The 18,670-nt window shown below is 74.6% G+C and carries 12 protein-coding genes; 9 read left to right on the top strand and 3 right to left on the bottom strand.

Annotated features, from left to right (window positions below; genetic code table 11):
* The first annotated feature begins 28 nt into the window (after positions 1–28).
* From AC0HI0_RS12835 to AC0HI0_RS12805, 7 genes are all read left to right on the top strand, one after another.
* Positions 29–1,459, top strand: a complete 1,431-nt coding sequence (locus AC0HI0_RS12835; protein ID WP_480932551.1) for a phenylacetate--CoA ligase family protein — start codon at positions 29–31, stop codon at positions 1,457–1,459.
* Between the two features lie 124 nt (positions 1,460–1,583).
* Complete coding sequence (locus tag AC0HI0_RS12830) at positions 1,584–2,114, top strand: GNAT family N-acetyltransferase (protein ID WP_480932550.1); 531 nt, start codon at positions 1,584–1,586, stop codon at positions 2,112–2,114.
* A 407-nt stretch (positions 2,115–2,521) separates the two neighbouring features.
* Positions 2,522–3,271, top strand: coding sequence for an AfsR/SARP family transcriptional regulator (locus AC0HI0_RS12825; RefSeq protein ID WP_480932549.1), 750 nt, complete (start codon positions 2,522–2,524; stop codon positions 3,269–3,271).
* Between the two features lie 83 nt (positions 3,272–3,354).
* Positions 3,355–3,546, top strand: coding sequence for a DUF6229 family protein (locus AC0HI0_RS12820; protein ID WP_480932548.1), 192 nt, complete (start codon positions 3,355–3,357; stop codon positions 3,544–3,546).
* 7 nt (positions 3,547–3,553) lie between these two features.
* Entirely contained in the window at positions 3,554–6,394 is a 2,841-nt protein-coding gene (locus AC0HI0_RS12815) for a type 2 lanthipeptide synthetase LanM family protein (protein ID WP_480932547.1), read from the top strand.
* A complete protein-coding gene (locus tag AC0HI0_RS12810) occupies positions 6,391–8,265 on the top strand; it encodes an ABC transporter ATP-binding protein (protein ID WP_480932546.1) in 1,875 nt (624 codons plus the stop codon). Before AC0HI0_RS12815 ends, AC0HI0_RS12810 begins: the two co-directional genes overlap by 4 nt.
* A complete protein-coding gene (locus tag AC0HI0_RS12805; protein WP_480932545.1) occupies positions 8,258–9,583 on the top strand; it encodes an FAD-binding oxidoreductase in 1,326 nt (441 codons plus the stop codon). Before AC0HI0_RS12810 ends, AC0HI0_RS12805 begins: the two co-directional genes overlap by 8 nt.
* A gap of 30 nt (positions 9,584–9,613) precedes the next feature.
* On the opposite strand, the gene AC0HI0_RS12800 is transcribed toward AC0HI0_RS12805, so the two are convergent.
* Positions 9,614–10,477, bottom strand: a complete 864-nt coding sequence (locus AC0HI0_RS12800; protein WP_480932544.1) for a geranyl diphosphate 2-C-methyltransferase — start codon at positions 10,475–10,477, stop codon at positions 9,614–9,616.
* Between the two features lie 546 nt (positions 10,478–11,023).
* Positions 11,024–11,857: a class I SAM-dependent methyltransferase gene (locus tag AC0HI0_RS12795; RefSeq protein ID WP_480932543.1), complete on the bottom strand. Its 834-nt coding sequence runs from the start codon at positions 11,855–11,857 to the stop codon at positions 11,024–11,026.
* Between the two features lie 563 nt (positions 11,858–12,420).
* Between AC0HI0_RS12795 and AC0HI0_RS12790 the strand changes: the two genes are divergently transcribed.
* Positions 12,421–15,741, top strand: a complete 3,321-nt coding sequence (locus AC0HI0_RS12790; protein WP_480932542.1) for a DUF4082 domain-containing protein — start codon at positions 12,421–12,423, stop codon at positions 15,739–15,741.
* Positions 15,742–15,821: 80 nt separating this feature from the next.
* Here the strand turns inward: AC0HI0_RS12790 and AC0HI0_RS12785 are convergent, their stop codons facing one another.
* Positions 15,822–17,036 (bottom strand): MFS transporter, encoded by a 1,215-nt coding sequence (locus tag AC0HI0_RS12785; protein ID WP_480932541.1) that lies wholly within the window; start codon positions 17,034–17,036, stop codon positions 15,822–15,824.
* Positions 17,037–17,287: 251 nt separating this feature from the next.
* On the opposite strand from AC0HI0_RS12785, the gene AC0HI0_RS12780 reads away from it, so the two are divergent.
* Positions 17,288–18,649, top strand: coding sequence for a cytochrome P450 (locus tag AC0HI0_RS12780; RefSeq protein ID WP_480932540.1), 1,362 nt, complete (start codon positions 17,288–17,290; stop codon positions 18,647–18,649).
* Positions 18,650–18,670: the final 21 nt, after the last annotated feature.

The following is an 18,670-nucleotide window of genomic DNA, read 5'->3' as shown; positions in this document are numbered from 1 at the left end:
TCCGCGATGCAGCACTAGGGTGGGTGGCATGGACGCCGACAGACCGGCCCGGATCACCGAGGGCTACCGGTCGTTCTTCGCCGACGACCGGGTGGAGGGGTCCGTGCTGGACCTGTTCCACCGGGTCGCCACGACCGTGCCCGCCTACCGGGACTTCCTGGCGGGGCACGGGATCGACCCGGCGGGGGTGGTGACGGTGGAGGACTTCCGCCGGCTGCCGCTGACCGACAAGGACAACTACCACCGCCGGTACCCGCTGCCCGACCTGTGCCGCGACGGGCGGCTCGACGGGTGCGACCTGGTGGCCGTGTCGTCCGGGTCCAGCGGCCGGCCGACGGTGTGGCCGCGTTCCCTGGTGGACGAACTCGCCGTCGCCCGCCGCTTCGAGCAGGTGTTCCGCGACGCGTTCCGGGCCCACGAGCGCAGCACGCTGGCCGTGGTGTGCTTCCCGCTCGGCACGTGGGTCGGCGGTCTGTTCACCACGGCGTGCGTGCGGCACCTGGCCGCGAAGGGCTACCCGATCACGGCGGTCGCGCCGGGCAACAACAAGGCCGAGATCCTGCGGGTGCTGCCGGAGTTGGCCGGGCACTTCGAGCAGGTGGTGCTGCTGGGCTACCCGCCGTTCGTCAAGGACGTGGTCGACTCCGCCGGGTTCGACTGGGCGCCGCTGCGGGTGAAGCTGGTGCTGGCGGGGGAGGTGTTCAGCGAGGACTGGCGGACCCTGGTCGCCGGGCGGCTGGGCATCGCCGACCCGGTGCGCGACACGGCCTCGCTGTACGGCACGGCGGACGCCGGCGTGCTGGGCAACGAGACGCCGCTGTCGGTGGCGGTGCGCCGGTTCCTGGCCGCCCGGCCGGACCTGGCGCGCGAGCTGTTCGGCGGGTCGCGGCTGCCCACGCTGGTCCAGTACGACCCGGCGAGCCGGTTCTTCGAGGTGTCGGACGGGACCCTGCTGTTCTCCGGCGACAACGGGGTGCCGCTGATCCGCTACCACATCGCCGACGAGGGCGGGATCGTGTCCTCCGCGGACATGCGGGAGTTCTTGGCGCGCAACGGTTGCACGATCCCGTTCGACAACGACCAGCCGTTCGTCTTCGTGTTCGGGCGGTCGCTGTTCACGGTGTCGTACTTCGGGGCGAACGTGTACCCGGAGAACGTCTCGGTCGGCTTGGAGCAGCCGGGCGTCAGCGACCGGGTGACGGGGAAGTTCGTGCTGGAGACGGTGTCCGACGAGGACGAGAACCTCGCGTTGCGGGTGACCGTGGAACTCGCGCCCGACCGCACCGCCGACCCGGGCGTCGTCGCCGAGTCGATCCGCGCGCACCTGGTGCGGCTCAACAGCGAGTTCGCGCACTACGTCCCGGCGGAACGTCAACTGCCGCAGGTGGTCCTGCGCCCGGCGGGCGACCCGGAGCACTTCCCGGTCGGTGTGAAGCACCGCTACACCCGGCCCCGGTAGCCGTCCGACCGTCCCGGTCCGACGGTGCCGCGCCCGGTCGTCCACAGTGGTCGGTGGGATCCGCGCGCCTCGGGAGACCGGTCGACGTAGAGTCGGGGGCGGGATCGGGGCAGAGGAGGACGTGGTGGAGATCCGTCGAGGTGGACCGGCCGACCGGGCCGTGCTGCTGGCGATGCTGGACGGCGCGGTGGCGTGGCTGGCCGAGTCCGGGCGCACCGGGCAGTGGGGCAGCGAGCCGTGGTCGGCGGACGAGAAGCGGGCCGCGCGGGTCGGCGACCGGGTCCGCGAGGACGTGGTGTGGGTCGCCGAGGTGGACGGCGAGCCCGCCGGCGTGCTCACCCACTCGCCCCGGGCGCCCGAGTACGTGCCCGCCGCCGACGAGCCGGAGCTGTACGTCCGGATCCTGGTCACCTCGCGGGAGTTCGCCGGGCTCGGGGTCGGCGGCGCGCTGCTCGACCACGCCCGGGAGCAGGCCCGCGCGCAGGGCGTCGAGCTGGTGCGGGTCGACTGCTACGCGGGCGGTGACGGACAGTTGGTGCGCTACTACGAGCGCAACGGCTTCCGGCAGGTGGCGAGGTTCCTGGTGGAGGACTGGCCGGGGCAACTCCTGGCGGACCGGGTCGAGCCGGCGCCCGACACCGCGTCGGCGGGCTGAGCCGCCGACGCGCCGGTCGGGGTGCGGCGAACCCGTTGTCCGCCAACGGGACCACCTCGCCGCGTGGGACGAATCCCCTTGCGGCCACGGAAGACCGATCAAGGGCGAACACCGCGTGACGGCCCGGACCCGGTGGGTGACCGGCCCGGGGCCGTTGGGGGACTTCGGTTTGCCCGGCGCACCGCCCAGTGTGGATCCCGCCCCGCGCCGCCCGTCGTCGGGGCTCCCCCCGATCCGCCGCAGGGCGTCGGACCGGATCGGCCTCGGCGGTTGAGCCGGTTGGACGTGCCCCGCGGCGTTGTGCTTCGTCAGACCGCAGCAACCCGGGCCCGCCCCGTTCCCGTCCGGACCCGCGACGCGCATCGTCGCAGGTCGGAAAGTCCTCGCGGGCAGGGGAGTTGGTCGGCATGGCGGTTCTGGTGCTGGGACGGCCGGCGGTCCGGGTCGGCGGGGTGGTCCGCCACCCGGCGCGGCGGATGGTGCGGATCCTGCTGGGCGTGCTGGCGGTGCGGGCCAACCGGGCGCTCCCGCTGGAGCTGATCATCGACGCCCTGTGGCCGGTGCGCCCGCCCGCGTCGGCCGCCGCGAACGTGCGCAACCACCTCGCCGAGCTGCGCCGGCTGCTGGGCAAGGTCGATCCGGACGGACCGGGCATCGTCACCTCGCGCAACGGTTACGTGCTCGCCGCCGACCCGGACGTGGTGGACGTGACGCGGTTCCAACGGCTGCTCGACGAGGGCCGCGAGTTGCGCGCGTGCGGCGCGGACGCGGCGGCGGCGCGCTGCCTGACCCGCGCGGTGGGCCTGTGGCGTGGCCCGGTGATGGCCGGCGCGCCGGTGCCGGACGTGGTGCGGCCGGACGTGACCGTGCTGGACGAACAGCGGCTGTGCGCGATCGAGGACCTGGCGGAGGTGCGCCTCGCGCTGGGCTGCGCGCCCGACCTGGTGCCCGCGCTGGCCGGTCTGGTGGTGGAGCACCCGTTGCGGGAGCGGTTGTGGCACAACCTGGTCGGCGCGCTCGCGGCGGCCGGGCGGCGCACCGAGGCGCTCGCGGTCTACCACCGGCTGGTGCGGGTGCTGGACGCCGAACTCGGCGTGGCCCCGAGCGCGGCGACCGCCGAGCTGTACGAGGCCGTTCGGCGCGACGGGCGCGACTGAACGCCGGAAGGCCACTTCGCCGTGTGCGCTCCCGTGTGCACCGCATTTCTACACTCGCCGCTCCTGCTGAGGAAGGAGTACGGATGACTGCCGCACTGCTGCTCGACGCCGAGGAGATGGTGGCCCGCTGGCGGGCCGGTCTCGACGAGCCGGGCAACCCGGCCGGCCCGCTGTTCGCCAACGGCGAGTTCGCCGAGGGCGACATCGTGGCGTGCAACCCGCCGGGCAGCCGCTGCTCGTCGTGCACGGCGTCCCGCCCGGTTTACTGCTGCTGACCCCGCGATGACCCGCGACGAGGTCGGCGAACTCGACCGAACCCTGCAATGGCTGCTCGGCCCGGCGACGGACCGGCTGTCCCGGTGTCTGGCCGAGGTCGCCGGCCTCGGCGCGGCCGAGGCGCGCGTCCTGCTCGACGCCGCCCGCGAGGTACTGCTGGACGTGGTGCGGCGCAAGGTGATCCGCGTGCTGGTGCTGGAGCTGAACGCCGCCCGCGTCACCGGTGCGCTCACCGCCGGCGACCCGGCCGGCCGGTGGTCGGAGTTCCTGGCGCGCGCCGCCGACGAGTCCTACTGGCACGAGCTGACCCGGCACTACCCGCACCTGGTGACCCGGCTGCGGGCGACCGCGGCCAACCGGGTGGCCGCGATCGCGACCATGGCCCGCCGCTTCGCCGAGGACCGCCACCGGCTGGCCGCGCTGCTCGGCGCGGACGCGGGCGAGCTGCGCGCGGTCGGGTTCGGCGCGGGCGACAGCCACCGCGGCGGCCACTGCGTGACGCTGGTGCACTGCACGGGCGGCACGGTGGTCTACAAGCCGCGCCCGATGGAGGTGGACGAACGGCTGGCGGGCCTGCTCGACGTGCTGACCGCCGGCGACCGCCACCCGATCCGGGTGCCGCGCGCGATCGCCCTGGCCGACCACGGCTGGGCCGAGCACGTCGACCACCGGTACTGCGCGACCGAGGGCGAGCTGGCCGCGTTCTACACCAACCTGGGCCACTGGCTGGCCGTGATGCGCCTGGTGTCCGGGACCGACCTGCACGCCGAGAACATCATCGCCTGCGGCCCGGTGCCGGTCGTGGTGGACTGCGAGAGCGTCTTCACGCCCCGCCCGCCGCACCCGCCGACCGGCGCGGGCGAGGCCACCGACCTGGTCGCCGAGCAGCTCAACCGGACCGTGCTGCGCACCGGCCTGCTGCCCGGTCGCGGCGCGGGGCTGGGCTGGCGCGGCGTGGACGGCTCGGCGATGGGCGGCCTGCCCGGCGAGCAGCCCGACATCGGCCTGCCGGACCTGGTCGGCGCGGGCACCGACACCGCGCGGGTGGCGATCGTGCCGCAGCAGCTCCCGCCGACCCGCAACCTGCCCGACCCGCACCCCCGGCTGGCCCGCCACTGGCCGCGCGTGGTCGCCGGGTTCGACGCGATGGCCGAGCGGATCACCCGGCTGGACCGGGCGGGCGCGCTGGAGCCGCTGCTGGCGACCTTCGCCGACTGCGTGGTCCGGGTGATCGTGCGGGACACCGAGTCCTACACCGAGCTGGCCCGGATGCTGTGGCACCCGGCGGGCCTGCACGACCCGGAGGCCGCCGAGCGCAGGGCCCGCGCCCTGCTGGCCCGGCACTCGCTCAACACCAGGGGGCCCGGCGACCCGGACGTGCACGCGGCCGAGGTCGCCGAACTGCTGGTGGGCGACATCCCGGTGTTCACCACGACCCCGGCGGAGGGCTGGCTGCACACCCCCGGCGGGCTGGTCTGCGGCCCCCAGGTGGACCAGGTGGCGCTGGCCCTGGCGGACTGGCGCACCGCGGACCTCGGACTGGAACGCCGGGTCACGCACGCCGCGCTGGTCAGCGCGTACCTCAACCAGGGCGCGGAACCCGAGCTGGGCCGGCTGCCCGCGCCGGCGCCGGACCGGTCCGGGCTGGACGCGCGGCGGCGGGCGCTGGCCGCCGGCCTGGTGGGCGAGCTGATCGGCGAGGCGGTCCGGGGCGGCGACGGCACGGCCACCTGGTTCGCGCCGATCCTGGACCGCTCCGGCTGGCAGACCACCCCGCTGACGCCCGACCTGTACGGCGGGACGCTCGGCGTGGCCGTGCTGCTGGCGGGCTACCGGCACGAGGTCGCGGCGGGCCGCGCGGACGCCGTGCCCGGCGTGGCCGACCTGCTGGCCGAGACCGTGCGCACCGCGCGGCTGACCCAGCGGTGGTGGGCCGAGCAGGCCGAGCACACCCGCCGCCGCCCCGACCCGACCGGCGGCTACATCGGCCTGGGCTCGCAGATCTGGTGCTGGCTCACCCTGCACCGGCTCGGCCTCGACGACGGCTCGGGCGAGGCCGTGGCGGACGCGCTGTTCCTGGCCCGGCAGATGCCCGCCGCGCTCGCCGCGAGCGAGGGCCCGGACCTGGTCGTCGGCACGGCCGGCGCGATCGTGCCGCTGCTCCTGCTCGCCGAGCGGACCGCCGAGGACCGGTGGACCGACCTGGCCGTGCACGCCGGCCGCAAGCTCGCCGACGACGCCGTGGTGGCCGGCGGGCGGGCCCGCTGGGCGGCGCCGAACTGGCCGGACGGCATCGGCGGCTTCGCGCACGGCGCGACCGGCATCGGGTGGGCGCTGGCGCGGCTGGCCGAGGTGACCGGCGAACGCCGGTTCGCCGACCTGGCGCGCGGTGCCGCCGCCTACGAGGAGGGCTGCTACAGCGCGCGACGCCGGGCGTGGATGGACCCGCGCGAACCCGACACGATCGCCGCGGCCTGGTGCCACGGCGCGATCGGCGTCGGCCTGGCCACCGACGACCCGGAGGTGCTGCGCCGGGCGGCGGCCTCCGCGCTGCGCGACGGCATCGGCTGGACGCACACCCTGTGCCACGGCGACCTGGGCACCTGGGAGCTGCTGGCGACGGCGCTGGCGGCCGGCGTGGCACCGGACGGGCTGGACCGGGCGGGGTTGGACGCGATGGTGCTGGGCAGCGTGGAGGCCAACGGGCCGACCACGGGCCTGGCCCGCGAGGTGTACTCGCCGAGCATGATGTCCGGTTCCGGCGGCATCGCCTACCAGCTGCTGCGGATGCACCCCGCGTGCGACCTGCCCTCGGTGCTGCTGCCGGACGGCGGGCCGGTCCGGTGACCGGGGAGCCCGACCCGCGCGACGGCGCGCTGGTCACCCCGCACTGGCAGCTCGACGACGCGGACCGCGCGCCGCGCCGCACGCTGCGCGGCCTGCCCGCCGCCACGTGGCCGGTGCTGGCGCTGATCCGCCGCGCCGCGCCCGGTCCGGCGCTCGCCGTCGCGGCCATGCAGCTGGTGTCGGGGCTCGCGGCGGCGTTCGGCCTGTTCGCGACGACCGGTGTGCTCACCGGGCTGCTGGCGTCCGGGCCGACCGCCGACCGGGTCCTGGCCGCGTTGCCGCAGCTGCTGGTGGTGGGCGCGGCGTTCGGGCTGCGCGGTGCGATGGAGGTCGGAGTCTCGCTGGCCCACGCCCGGATCACCCCCGCGGTGCGGCGGCTGGCCGAGGAGCGGCTGTACGCGGCCGGCCTCGGCGCGGACCTGGCGTCGTTCGACGACGCCCGGTTCTACGACCGGATGCACCGCGCCCGCGACCGCGGCCTGTTCTTCCTGGAACGCGCCGCGGACGACCTGGTCGAGCTGATCGGCTCGCTGCTGGGCATCGCGGCGGCGGCCGGCAGCCTCGCCGTGCTGCACCCCGTCCTGCTCCCGGTGCTGCTGCTGGCGGTGCTCCCGGACGGGTGGGCGGTGCAGCGGGCCGCGCGGCTGGCGTACGCCAGCGTCGGCCGCACGGTGGCGCTGGACCGGCGGGTGCAGATGGTGTCGGACCTGGCCACCGGGCGCGAACCGGCGGCCGAGATCCGGGCGTACCGGGCGGAGCCGTTCGTGCTGCACGAGTACCGGGTGGCGGCGGATCCCCTGCGGGACGAGGAGGTCCGGCTGGCCACGGCGCAGGCGCGGGTGCGCGGGATCGGGCGCGGACTGGCCGGCGCGGGCCTCGCGGTGACCTACGCGGTGCTGGGCCTGCTGGTCGGCCGGGGCTGGGTGCCGCTGGCCGTCGCGGGCACGGCGGTGATCGCGATCCGGGTCGCCACCACCGCCCTGAACCGGCTGGTGCTGGCCGCGAACCAGTTGGTGGAGCAGGGCATGTACGTCGCGGACTACCAGGACTTCCTGGCCGCCGCGAGCACTCCCGGCGCGCAGGTCCCCGGCCCGCCGCAGGCGCTGGACCCCGGCCGGGTGGTGCTCGACCACGTCACCTTCAGCTACCCGGACAGCGCCCGGACCGCCGTCCGCGACGTCACGGTGACCATCGAGCCGGGCGAGACCGTCGCGCTGGTCGGCGAGAACGGCTCGGGCAAGACCACGCTGGCCAAGCTGATCGCGGGCCTGTACCCGCCGACCTCCGGCCGGGTCCGGTGGAGCGGGTGCGACCTGGCCGACGTGGACCGGAGGCAGGCCGCCGACCGGGTGATGATGGTGCTCCAGGACCCGATCCGCTGGCCGCACACCGCGCGGGTCAACGTCCGGGTCGGCCGGCACGAGCGCCCCGACCCGGCGGGCGCGGCGGTGCGGGCGGCGGCCGGGCAGGCCGGGGCCGACGAGGTGGTGGCGGGCCTGCCCGACGAGTGGGAGACGTTGCTGTCCAAGCAGTTCCGGGGCGGCGTGGAGCTGTCCGGCGGGCAGTGGCAGCGGCTGGCCGTGGCGCGCGGGCTCTACCGCGACGCGCCGCTGCTGATCTGGGACGAGCCGACCGCGCCGCTGGACGCCAAGGCCGAGTTCGCGGTGTACGAGTCGCTGCGCGCGCTGGCCGCCGACCGCACCGTCGTGCTGATCACCCACCGGCTGGCCAGCGTGCGGCACGCGGACCGGATCCTCCTGCTGCACCAGGGAGAACTCGTCGAGCAGGGCACGCACTCGGCGTTGCTGGCGGCCGGGGGCCGGTACGCGGAGCTGTACGAGTTGCAGAGCCGGATGTACGCCGATGCTTGACCTCGCCACCCCGGACGACGCGCGCTACGCGTTGTCCCGCAACCAGTTCATCGGCCGCCCGGTCGAGGTGCTGCCCCGGGCGGTGGCCCGCTGCGGTTCGGCGTCGGAGGTGGCCGAGGCGTTGGCGTACGCGCGGTCGCGCGGGCTGCCGTTCGCGGTGCGGGGCGGCGGGCACAGCAACGCCGGCCACTCCAGCACGCCCGGGCTGCTGATCGACGTGACGCCGGCCGACCGGATCGACGTGGCGGGCGACCTGGTCACGGTCGGCGGCGGCGTCCGGATCGGCCGGCTGGCGGCGGCGCTGGCCCCGCTGGGGCGACTGGTGCCGACCGGGTCGTGCCCGTCGGTCGGGGTGGTCGGCGCGGCGCTGGGCGGCGGGTTCGGCAGCCACGGCCGGCTGCACGGGCTGACCTGCGACGCGCTGGTGTCGGCGGAGGTCGTGCTGGCCGACGGGCGGGTGGTCGCGACGGCCGGCGAACCGGACCTGCTGTGGGCGTTGCGCGGCGCGGGCGGCGGGCTCGGCGTGGTCGTCTCGGCGGTGTTCCGCACGGTGGAAGCCCTGCCCCGCACGCACTTCCGCCTGGAGTGGGGGATCGGGCACGCGGCGGACCTGGTCGCGTGGTGGCAGCGGTGGGCGCCGGACGCCGAGGACGGGGTGTCGGCCGAACTGGTCCTGTTCGGCCCGCAGTTCCCCGACGAACCGCCGGTGGCGGTGGTGGTCGGCGCGGCACCGGACCGGGCGGCGGTGGAGGCGTTCGCGGGCGACTTCGGCCGGCCCGCCGTCGCGGAGATCGCGGACCTGTCGGCCGCCGACGCGGCGCTGCTGCACGCGACCCCGTATTCGGCCGTCGCGCACGACCCGTCGGACATCCCGCTGGTGCACGAACGTCCGGGGATGTCGACCGCGACCACCGGGTTCTTCGCCCGGCCGCTGCCCGGCGCGGCGGTGGCGGCGCTGCTGGCGCACTTCACCGCCGACCGGGTGGTGGGGGAGCTGCGGGAGGTCGCGTTCACGCCGTGGCGCGGCGGGTACGCCCGGACGCCCGGCGACGCCACCGCGTTCGCCCACCGCGACCCGCGATTCCTGGTCAAGCACACCGTCCTGGTCGGACCGGGCGGCGCTGCTCGCCGGGGCGACGCCGTGCTGGCGAGGGTCCGGCGGGGCCGGGAACTGCTGCGCCCGTGGGGCACGGGAGGTGCGTACGTCAACTTCCCCGACCCGGACCTGCCCGAGAGCGCCTACCACGGGGCGAACGCGGCGCGGGTGCGCGCGGTGCGCGCGCACTACGACCCGGACGGCGCGTTCCGCACCGGGTGAGCGGGACGGGTCCCGCCCACCCGGATCGGCTCACCTGCGGCCGGGCACCCGGTCCGCGACGATCATCAGGTAGTGGAAGCTTCCTTCGCGGTACGCGGTGAGGAACGACGACTCGACGCCCGTCGCCACCGACGACTTCTCCCGCAGCTCCCAGTACGGGATGGTGTGCGGGGTCAGGTCGACCACCTCGATCGGCACCAGGTTGTTCGCCGCCATCGCCTTGAAGTACGCGCTGCGCGGGTGGACGCTGCACGTGTACCGCTCGTCGATCTGGCTGACCGCCTTCGACCGGCCGCCGGTCAGGTCGTTGTAACAGCCGGTGATGCAGACGTAGCGACCGCCCGGCGCGACCAGTCGGGAGAATTCACCGAACAGGTCGAACAGGTCGACGTACATGGTCGTCTCATTCGTCCACACACCGCGGAAACCACCGGTCTCGAATCCGGTGTCCAACATGTTCCGGAAGTGGAACCGGACCTTGTCCGACACCCCCCACTTGGCCGCCTGGTTGTTGGCGAATTCGACCTGCTTCTCCGAGATGGAGACGCCGTCGACCCGGCAGCCGTACCGCTGGTTGGTCATGATGCTGGTGCCGCCGCGCCCCGAACCGCCGTCCAGCAGCCGGTCGTCCGGGCCGACGCCCGCGAACCGGTCGATCAGGAAGTCGGCCTGCGCGGTCTCCAGCCGGTGCAGCTCGGCGATCACCCGGGCGTCGCGGGTCTCCTCGGGCCCGGCCAGCACGGACTCGTCGTACGGACCGATCCCGTAGTGGTGGTGGTAGATCCCGTCGACCTCGCCGAGCCGGATGTTCACCGGGTCGCGTTCGGCGTTCCAGTACGCCGCGACGGACCGCTGGTAGTCGGTGCGCAGCACACCGGGAGCGACAGTGGTCATGGGCGGGTGTTCTCCTTTTTCGTTCGCGCCGATGCGCAAACACGATTGCCGGCGAATGCAATTGCGGGGTATTGCTGGAAAGGGTGGTTTATTCCTCCGGGTCGCGACCGGGGTCGACGCTAGCATCGGCTATTTGACCGTGTACAGTCACCCGAATGGGTAAGCCGGTGGGCCGAACAGGTCGACTGCTCCGGTTGGTGCGCCCGGTTTACCCGGTTCGGCCAACGGGGCCATTCCCCGGGACGCACGGTATTCGACCGGACCGGTTCGGCGGGTGCGGGAAGACCGCGACGGCGGACGACCGGACCAGTGCGGCCCGGTAGGCGGCACCGACCGTCACCCCGAGTGCTCGGCGACACCGCTGCGGCGGTCCGGACGGGACCATTCCGGCCACGCCCACTTGTCGTATCGGTTTGGCCCGCCGGCTGCCGCCCACCAGCCCGTACCCGCGCAACGCGCCGATCGCGGCCGTGGCGGGGCGCGCCGGCCGCCGCAGCCGCCGTGCGGCCGGCGCGCGCCCCGCGTTCCTGCGGGATCCCGACGTGGTCAGGCCGGCGCGGCGGCGGTGAGGAGGAAGGCGGGCGAGGACCAGTAGTCGAACAGCGGCGTGATCGTCACGTCGGTGAACCCGGCACGGGCCACCTGCGCGGCCCACGCGGAGGCGGGCTGCTCCCAGGTGGAGCGGACCGCGCCCGGCAGCAGCTGGCCGGTGAGCACCGGCATCAGGAACCCCTGCGCCACCAGGTCCCGGTCGTCGTCGTACTCCGCGAGCCCGCGTTCGTAGGTCTCCGCGAGGAACTCCAGCCGTCGACCGGGGGAGAGGTCCGGCACGTCGAACTCGACCACGGCCAACGTCCCGACGTGCGGCGCGAGCGCGGCCAGGACGCCGTCGCGCACGTCGTGCGGCAGCGCGTGCAGGGCGAAGGTCGACTGGGCCACGTCGTGCCGCCCGGGGTCGGCGAGGAACTCCTCGACCCGGGTGTTCCGCGCGTCCACCACCGACCCGCCGGGCAGGCGCTCGACCGCCGCGCCCAACAACGCCGCCGACGGCTCGACCAGCGTGAGCCGAGGGCGGTGCCCGTGCAGCGCGGGCACCAACGCCCGCCCGTCGCCACACCCGACGTCCAGCAGCGCGCCGGGCCGCACCCGGTCGTAGAGGGCGTTCAACGCCGCGCCGACCGCCTCGTACAAGCCGACGTTCCCGCCGCCGTCGATGAATGCCCGGAAAGCCGCCGGCCGGTCGTACACGGTTCCGTCCGCGCCGCTGCCCAGATATCCGGCCAATGCCCGCCCGAGCGTCGAATCGACCCCGGCCGCCAACTCGCGCGCCCGGTCCGGCTCGCCGGCCGTGAGCGCTTCCAACGCGTGGATGATCGTCACCCGTCCAGCTTCGCAAACCGGCCCCCGGCGGGCACCGCCGGTGAAGGGGTGCGCGAAGTGCGGCCGCGCGGTCGTGCGAAGAAACGACCGGTGTTCCCGCCGGCCGCTCGTCCGAGAGACCCTCGAATTCCCGGGTTCCGCGCGAACCGCGCGGAACGGTCCGGAGTGGATCAGACCGGGGTGTCCGCCGGGTGAACGCGACAATCCGATCATGCGACTCGTGGGCTTCTCCTCACCCGATCCCGGCCCGATACGGGCGCTTGTCGTCGCAGACCGCAGTTCGGCGTTCTCCGTGCTGTTGCGGACATCCCGCCCCACCTGCGGTTCGTCGTGCCGGGTTCACCCGGGTGGCGGCGGAATGGGGCTGTAGGGGGTAGTGCGCACTGGGGCGGGTGGTCCTGCGGGCCACCGGGGGAATGGCGGAAGTTGTTGTGCCGCAAGTGTTCCCGTGACGTGCTGTCCTTTGGTCCAATCGACGCCCCCGGTAACGGCCCGCTGCGCGCCACCGATGCCCGGCGTGGAACCGGGGCCGCGTGGCCTTGGGGGAGAGGCAGGAAAAAGCCATGTCCTTATCCGGTGCCTTCCGGCACAGATCCAACGCGGCGTGGACGCGGCTGCTCGTGGCCGTCGTCCTCGCCGCTCTCCTGGTCCCGGCGGTGGCGGGGCCGCGCGCGGTGGCGGAGCCGGTGGCGGCGGCGGCTCCGGCGGTCGGGTTCACCGACGTTCCCCCCGGCGCGACGGTGGGCAAGCCCTTCACGTTCTCCGGCTCGGTCGGCGAGCCCGCGTCGGTCGCCTCGGTCGAGGTGTCCACGGACGGCGGTTCGCTGTGGCGGCCCGCCGGGTGGTCGACCGGGGCGACCTCCTGGACCGCCACCTACACGCCCGCCGCGTCCGGCCCGGCGCAACTGCGGGTCCGGGCGCTCGACGCCGCGCAGAACACGTTGAGCACCGCGTCGGCCACGCCCGCCGTCGCGCCGCGCACCTGCCCGTGCGGGCTGTGGGGTGACGCCGACACGCCCCGGGTCGCGGACCTCAGCGACGGCTCGGCCCTCGAACTGGGGCTCAAGTGGCGCTCCTCCTCATCCGGGTTCGTGCGCGGAGTCCGGTTCTACAAGGGGCCGGGCAACACCGGCACGCACACCGGCAGCCTGTGGAGCACCACCGGCACCCGGCTGGCCACCGGCACGTTCGCCGGCGAGTCGGCCGCGGGCTGGCAGACGCTGCTGTTCCCGTCGCCGGTCGCGGTCGGCGCGGACCAGACCTACGTGGTGTCCTACCTGTCGCCCACCGGGCACTTCTCCGCCGACACGGGCTACTTCGCCCAGTCCGCCCGCTACCTGGAGCCGTTGACCGGTGAGCGGTCCGCCCCGGAGAACGGCAACGGCGTGTTCCGCACCGGCGGCGGCTTCCCGGACCAGACCGCGCAGAACGCCAACTATTGGGTCGACGTGGTGTGGGCGACCGAACCCGGCGTCGACACCCGCGCGCCGGCGCTGACCGGCACCGGCCCGGTCGCCGGCGCGGGCAGCGTCGCGCTGTCCACGCCGCTGACCGCCACCTACGACGAGGTGGTCGACCCGGCGACGGTCGAGTTCGCGCTGAACGGCCCCGCCGGCGCGGTCACCGGCACCACGTCGGTCGGCGCGGGCGGCCTCACGGCCCGGTTCACGCCGTCCGCCGCGCTCGCCGCCGGCACGACCTACACGGCGCGGGTGCGCGCCCGCGACGCGGCGGGCAACCAGACCGAGTCGCACACCTGGGCGTTCACCACCGGAGCGGTCCGCGCCGCGGGCTGCCCCTGCACGGTCTGGGACGACTTCGCCACCCCGGTCGACCCCGCCGTCGGTGACGCCGACGCCGTCGAACTCGGCGTGAAGGTCCAGTTCAACGGCCGGGGCGAGGTGTTGGGCGTCCGGTTCTACAAGGGCGTGGGCAACACCGGCACGCACACCGGTTCGTTCTGGTCGTCCACCGGCCTGCTGCTGGCCACCGGCACGTTCGCCGACGAGTCCACCACCGGCTGGCAGACCCTGAAGTTCCTCAACCCGGTGACCGTCCAGGCGAACACGACCTACATCGTGTCGTACTACGCGCCCCACGGGCACTACGCGGCGGACGCGGACTTCTTCCGCGACCAGGCGGGCTACGGCGGCATCCGCGCGCTGTCGACCGGCGTGGACGGGGCCAACGGCGTCTTCCGCTACGGCGGCGGCTTCCCGACCGCCAGCCACAACCAGAACAACTACTGGGTCGACGTGATCTACCGCAACGGCCTCAACGGCGACCAGAACCCGCCGACCCTGGTCTCCGCGACCCCCGCCGCGAACGCCACGGGCGTGCCGGTCGGCCGGTCGGTGTCGCTGACCTACAGCGAACCCATCGACCCGGCGTCGCCGCAGGTCTGGCTGATCGACCCGGGCGGCGCGAAGCTGTACGGCACGTCGAGGCTGTCGGAAGACCAGAAGACGGTCGTGTGGACGCCCAACGGACGGCTGGCACCGGGCACGGCGTACACCGTGAGCGCGCTCGCGGCGGACGTCAACGGCAACACCACGGCCACCGCGTCGTCGTGGTCGTTCACCACGCAGACCCAGGTCGACTGCCCGTGCTCGCTGTTCAGCACCGCGACCGTGCCGACCGTGCCGGCCGCCGTGGGCGGCACGTCGTCGGAGCTGGGCGTGCGGTTCAAGGCGTCCTACAACGGCAAGGTGTCGGGCGTCCGGTTCTACAAGAGCGCGAGCAACGACGGCACGCACACCGGCACCCTGTGGGCCGCCAACGGCACCAGGCTGGCCTCCGGCACGTTCGTGGACGAGACCAGGGCGGGCTGGCAGACGCTGGTGTTCCCGACCCCGGTGGACGTCCGGGCCGGGCAGGTCTACGTGGCGTCCTACACCGCGCCGCACGGCGGGTACTCCCTGGACACGGGCTACTTCCAGCCGCGAGGGGTCACCTCGCCGCCGCTGACGGCCGACCGGAACAACTGGGACAGCCCCAACGGCGTCTACGCCACGGCCGGCGCGTTCCCGACCACGAGCTACGGCGGCAACCAGTACTGGGTGGACGTGGTCTTCACGTTCAGCGGCGACACCGTGGCCCCGGTTCACCACAGCCACACGCCGCTCGACGACGCCACCGAGGTCGACCTCGACGGTTCGATCACCGCGTCGTTCGACGAGCCGATCGACCTGACCAACACCACTTTCACGGTCACCGACGGCGGCGGGGCGCGCATCGCCGGCAAGCTCACCCGCACCCCGGACGGCCAAACCGTCGTGTGGACGCCCGACGCCCGTCTGGCCGCCAACACCCGGCACACGGTCACCGTGCGCGCCGCCGACGAGACGGCGAACTACGAGCCCGAGGCCACCACGTGGCGGTTCACCACGACGGCGACGCGGAGTTGCCCGTGTTCGCTGTTCAGCGAGGCGGCACTGCCCGATCTCGCGTGGGAGCCGTTCGTGTCCTTCCAGCACGTCGGGATCAGGTTCGCGCCGACCGTCGACGGGACGGTGACCGGCGTGAGGTTCCACAAGACCGGGTACAACGAGGGCACGCACACCGGCTCGCTGTGGTCGACGGACGGCACCCGCCTGGCTACGGGCACGTTCGCCGGCGAGACCGCGACCGGGTGGCAGACCCTCACGTTCGAGAACCCGGTGCCGGTGACCGCCGGGACCGAGTACGTCGCGAGCTACACGCCGCGCGCCCACCCGTCGCGGAGCAAGACCTACTTCGAGGGGTACCGCGTGGACTCCCCGCCGCTCACCACCCCGACGACCGGGCCGACCTCGTACGTCGGTGCCGCCGACGCGATGCCGGCCACCCCGGCGGGGACGGTGAACTTCTGGGTGGACGTGGTGTTCCGGCCCGCCGCCCGCTGACCGGGTGAGGGGTCGCCGACCCCGTGACGTGCGGCGGCCCCGGAGGGCATCGTCCTCCGGGGCCGCTGTCGTGCCCGGGGTCAGGCGTCGACGCGGGACGGACCGCGCTGCGCCCGTTCCACCAGCACGGACGCCCCGGCCACGGCGAGCCCGGCGAGGCTCAGGGCGACCCCGACCCACGCGGTGGAGGAGTAGCCCCACCCGGCGGCGATCGCCAGGCCGCCCAGCCACGCGCCGGCGCCGTTGGCGATGTTGAGCGCCGAGTGGTTCGAGGACGAGGCCAGCGACGGCGCGTCCGGCGAGGCGTCCATCAGCCGCAGCTGGAGCGCCGAGGCGAGGATCTGCGACACGAACCCGAGCAGGAACACCAGCGCGAACGCCAGGACCGCGTTCGCCGCGGTGAGCCCGAACAGGGCCAGCACCGCGGTGACCGAGATCAGCGCGCCGAACACCGTGCCCATCACCGAGCGGTCCACGAACCGGCCGCCGATCGTCGCGCCGACCGTCATGCCCAGCCCGAACACCGCCAGCATCCACGGCACCGCGCCGCCCGGCAGCCCGGTGACCTCGGTGGTCAGCGGTGCGATGTAGGAGTAGACGGCGAACATCCCGCCGAACCCGACCATGCCCGTGACCAGCGCGAACCACACCTGGGGGCGGCGGAAGGCGCGCAGCTCGGCACCCACGCCCGCGTTGCGCGCGGCCGGCACCCGGGGCAGCCACCGGGCCAGCGCGAGCGTCGTCACGACCGCCACCACGGCCACCGCCACGTACGCCGCGCGCCACCCGATCTCGCGCCCGGCGGCGGTCGCCACCGGCACGCCGAGCAGGTTGGCCGAGGTCAGGCCGACCATCACCCGCGCGACCGCGGTGCCGCGCCGCTGCGGCGGGACCAGGCCGGTGGCCACGACCGCGGCGATGCCGAAGTACGCGCCGTGCGGCAGGCCCGCGACGAACCGGGCCACCATGAGCAGGCCCGCGTTCGGGGCGACGGCGGACAGCGCGTTGCCGGCGGCGAGCGCGACGGTCAGCGCGATCAGCAGGCCCTTGCGGGGCAGTTTCGCGCCCAGCGAGGCGATCAGCGGCGCGCCCACGACGACGCCCAGCGCGTACAGGCTGATGGCGTGCGCGGCGGTCGGGATCGTGAGTTCGAACGTCGCGGCCATCTGCGGCAGCAGGCCCATGGTCGCGAACTCGGTGGTGCCGATGGCGAAGCCGCCCAGTGCCAGGGCGGCCATCGCTGGTGCCCCGCCGCGGACGGCGGGCGCGACGGGCCCGGCGGTGGTGGCGGTCATCTCGCTCCCGTGGACAAGTCCCGTGTCGGCAGTGACCGCGACCGAATCGATTGATTGCTGCTGAAACGATTCTACCGGCTCGTTCGCGGTTTTTGGCGGTGCCGGTGCTCACAGGCCCGGCGTTCGGGTGACAGGACGGCCGGCGCACCCGAACGGGCGTCGAACGACGTCGCGGGCGGTGCCAATCTGGTCCACCCGGGACCGGGCGCGCACGGGTGCCCCCGAGGTCGGCCGGGACCGGAGGAGGGCTCATGAACCGCGCCGCCGCGACCTCGATCCCCGTCGCCCGGGGAGCCGTGCCCTTCCTCGGCCACTCGCTGTCCGTGCTGCGCGGCCCGCTCGGGTTCCTGGCGTCGCTGGTCGGGCAGGGCGACCTGGTGCGGGTCTCGTTCGGCCCGGTCGAGGCGGTCATGGTGGGCGACCCCGACCTGGCGCACCGGATGTTCCTGGACGACCGGACGTTCGACAAGGGCGGCCCGTTCAGCGACCGCGCCCGCGAGGTGGTGGGCGACAACGTCGTGGTCTGCCTGCACGCCCGGCACCGCAGGCTGCGCCGGCTGCTCCAGCCCGCGTTCGGCGTCGACCGGATCCCCGGCTACGCGCGGATCATGACCGAGCGCATCGCCGACCGCGTCCACGGCTGGCGCGACGGCGAGGTGCTGGACGTCCCCGCGCAGATGTCCCTGCTCACCACGAGCGTGCTGACCGCCACGCTGTTCTCCGACACCCTGCCGCCGGCCGAGCTGCGCCAATCCCAGCGCGACGCGGACACGCTCGCCGCCGACTTCATGTTCCGGGTGGTCATGCCCGACGCGGTGCTGCGCCTGCCGCTGCCGGTGAACCGGCGGTTCGAGCGCGCCAACGAGCGGATGCACCGCCTGCTGCGGCAGGTCGTGGCCGACCGCCGGGCCGAGGGCGTCGACCGGGGCGACCTGCTGTCCGCGCTGCTCGCGGCCTACGACAGCGAGTCCGCCGCCGCGGACCGCACGCTGTCCGACGAGGAGATCGTGAACGAGGTGATGACCTTCCACCTGGCCGGCAGCGAGACCACGGCGTCCGCGCTGGCGTGGGCGTTGCACCTGGTCGCCCGCCACCCGGAGGTCGAACGCCGCCTGCACGCCGAGGTGGACGCCGTGCTCGGCGGGCGTGCCGCCGACTACGACGACCTGCCCGCGCTGGAGTACACCGGGCGGGTCCTCACCGAGACGCTGCGGCTGTACGCGCCCGTGTGGCTGCTGACCCGGCGGGTCTCCGCCGACACCGAGCTGGGCGGCCGGCCGCTGCCCGCCGGCACCGTGGTGGCGTTCAGCCCGTACCTGGTGCACCACCGCGCCGACCTCTACCCGGAACCGACGCGGTTCGACCCCGACCGGTGGGACCCCGCCCGGCGACCCGCGCCGCCGCGCACCGCGTTCGTGCCGTTCGCGCACGGCGCGCGCAAGTGCATCGGCGACCGGTTCAGCCTCATCGAGGCCACGCTGGCGCTCGCCACGATCGCGGCGCGGTGGCGGCTGACGGACCTGTCGGCCGCCCGGGACCTGCGGTCGGGCCTGTCCGTGGTGGTCCGCCCGCGCCGGCTGCGGATGAGGGCCACCGCCCGCGCCGCCGGGTAGTCCACCGACCCGGGCAGTCCA

The organism is Saccharothrix sp. NBAS 001 (genome assembly GCF_056640475.1).
Note: the sequence above shows the minus strand (reverse complement) of the source record. Positions and strands in the feature narration are given on the sequence as shown.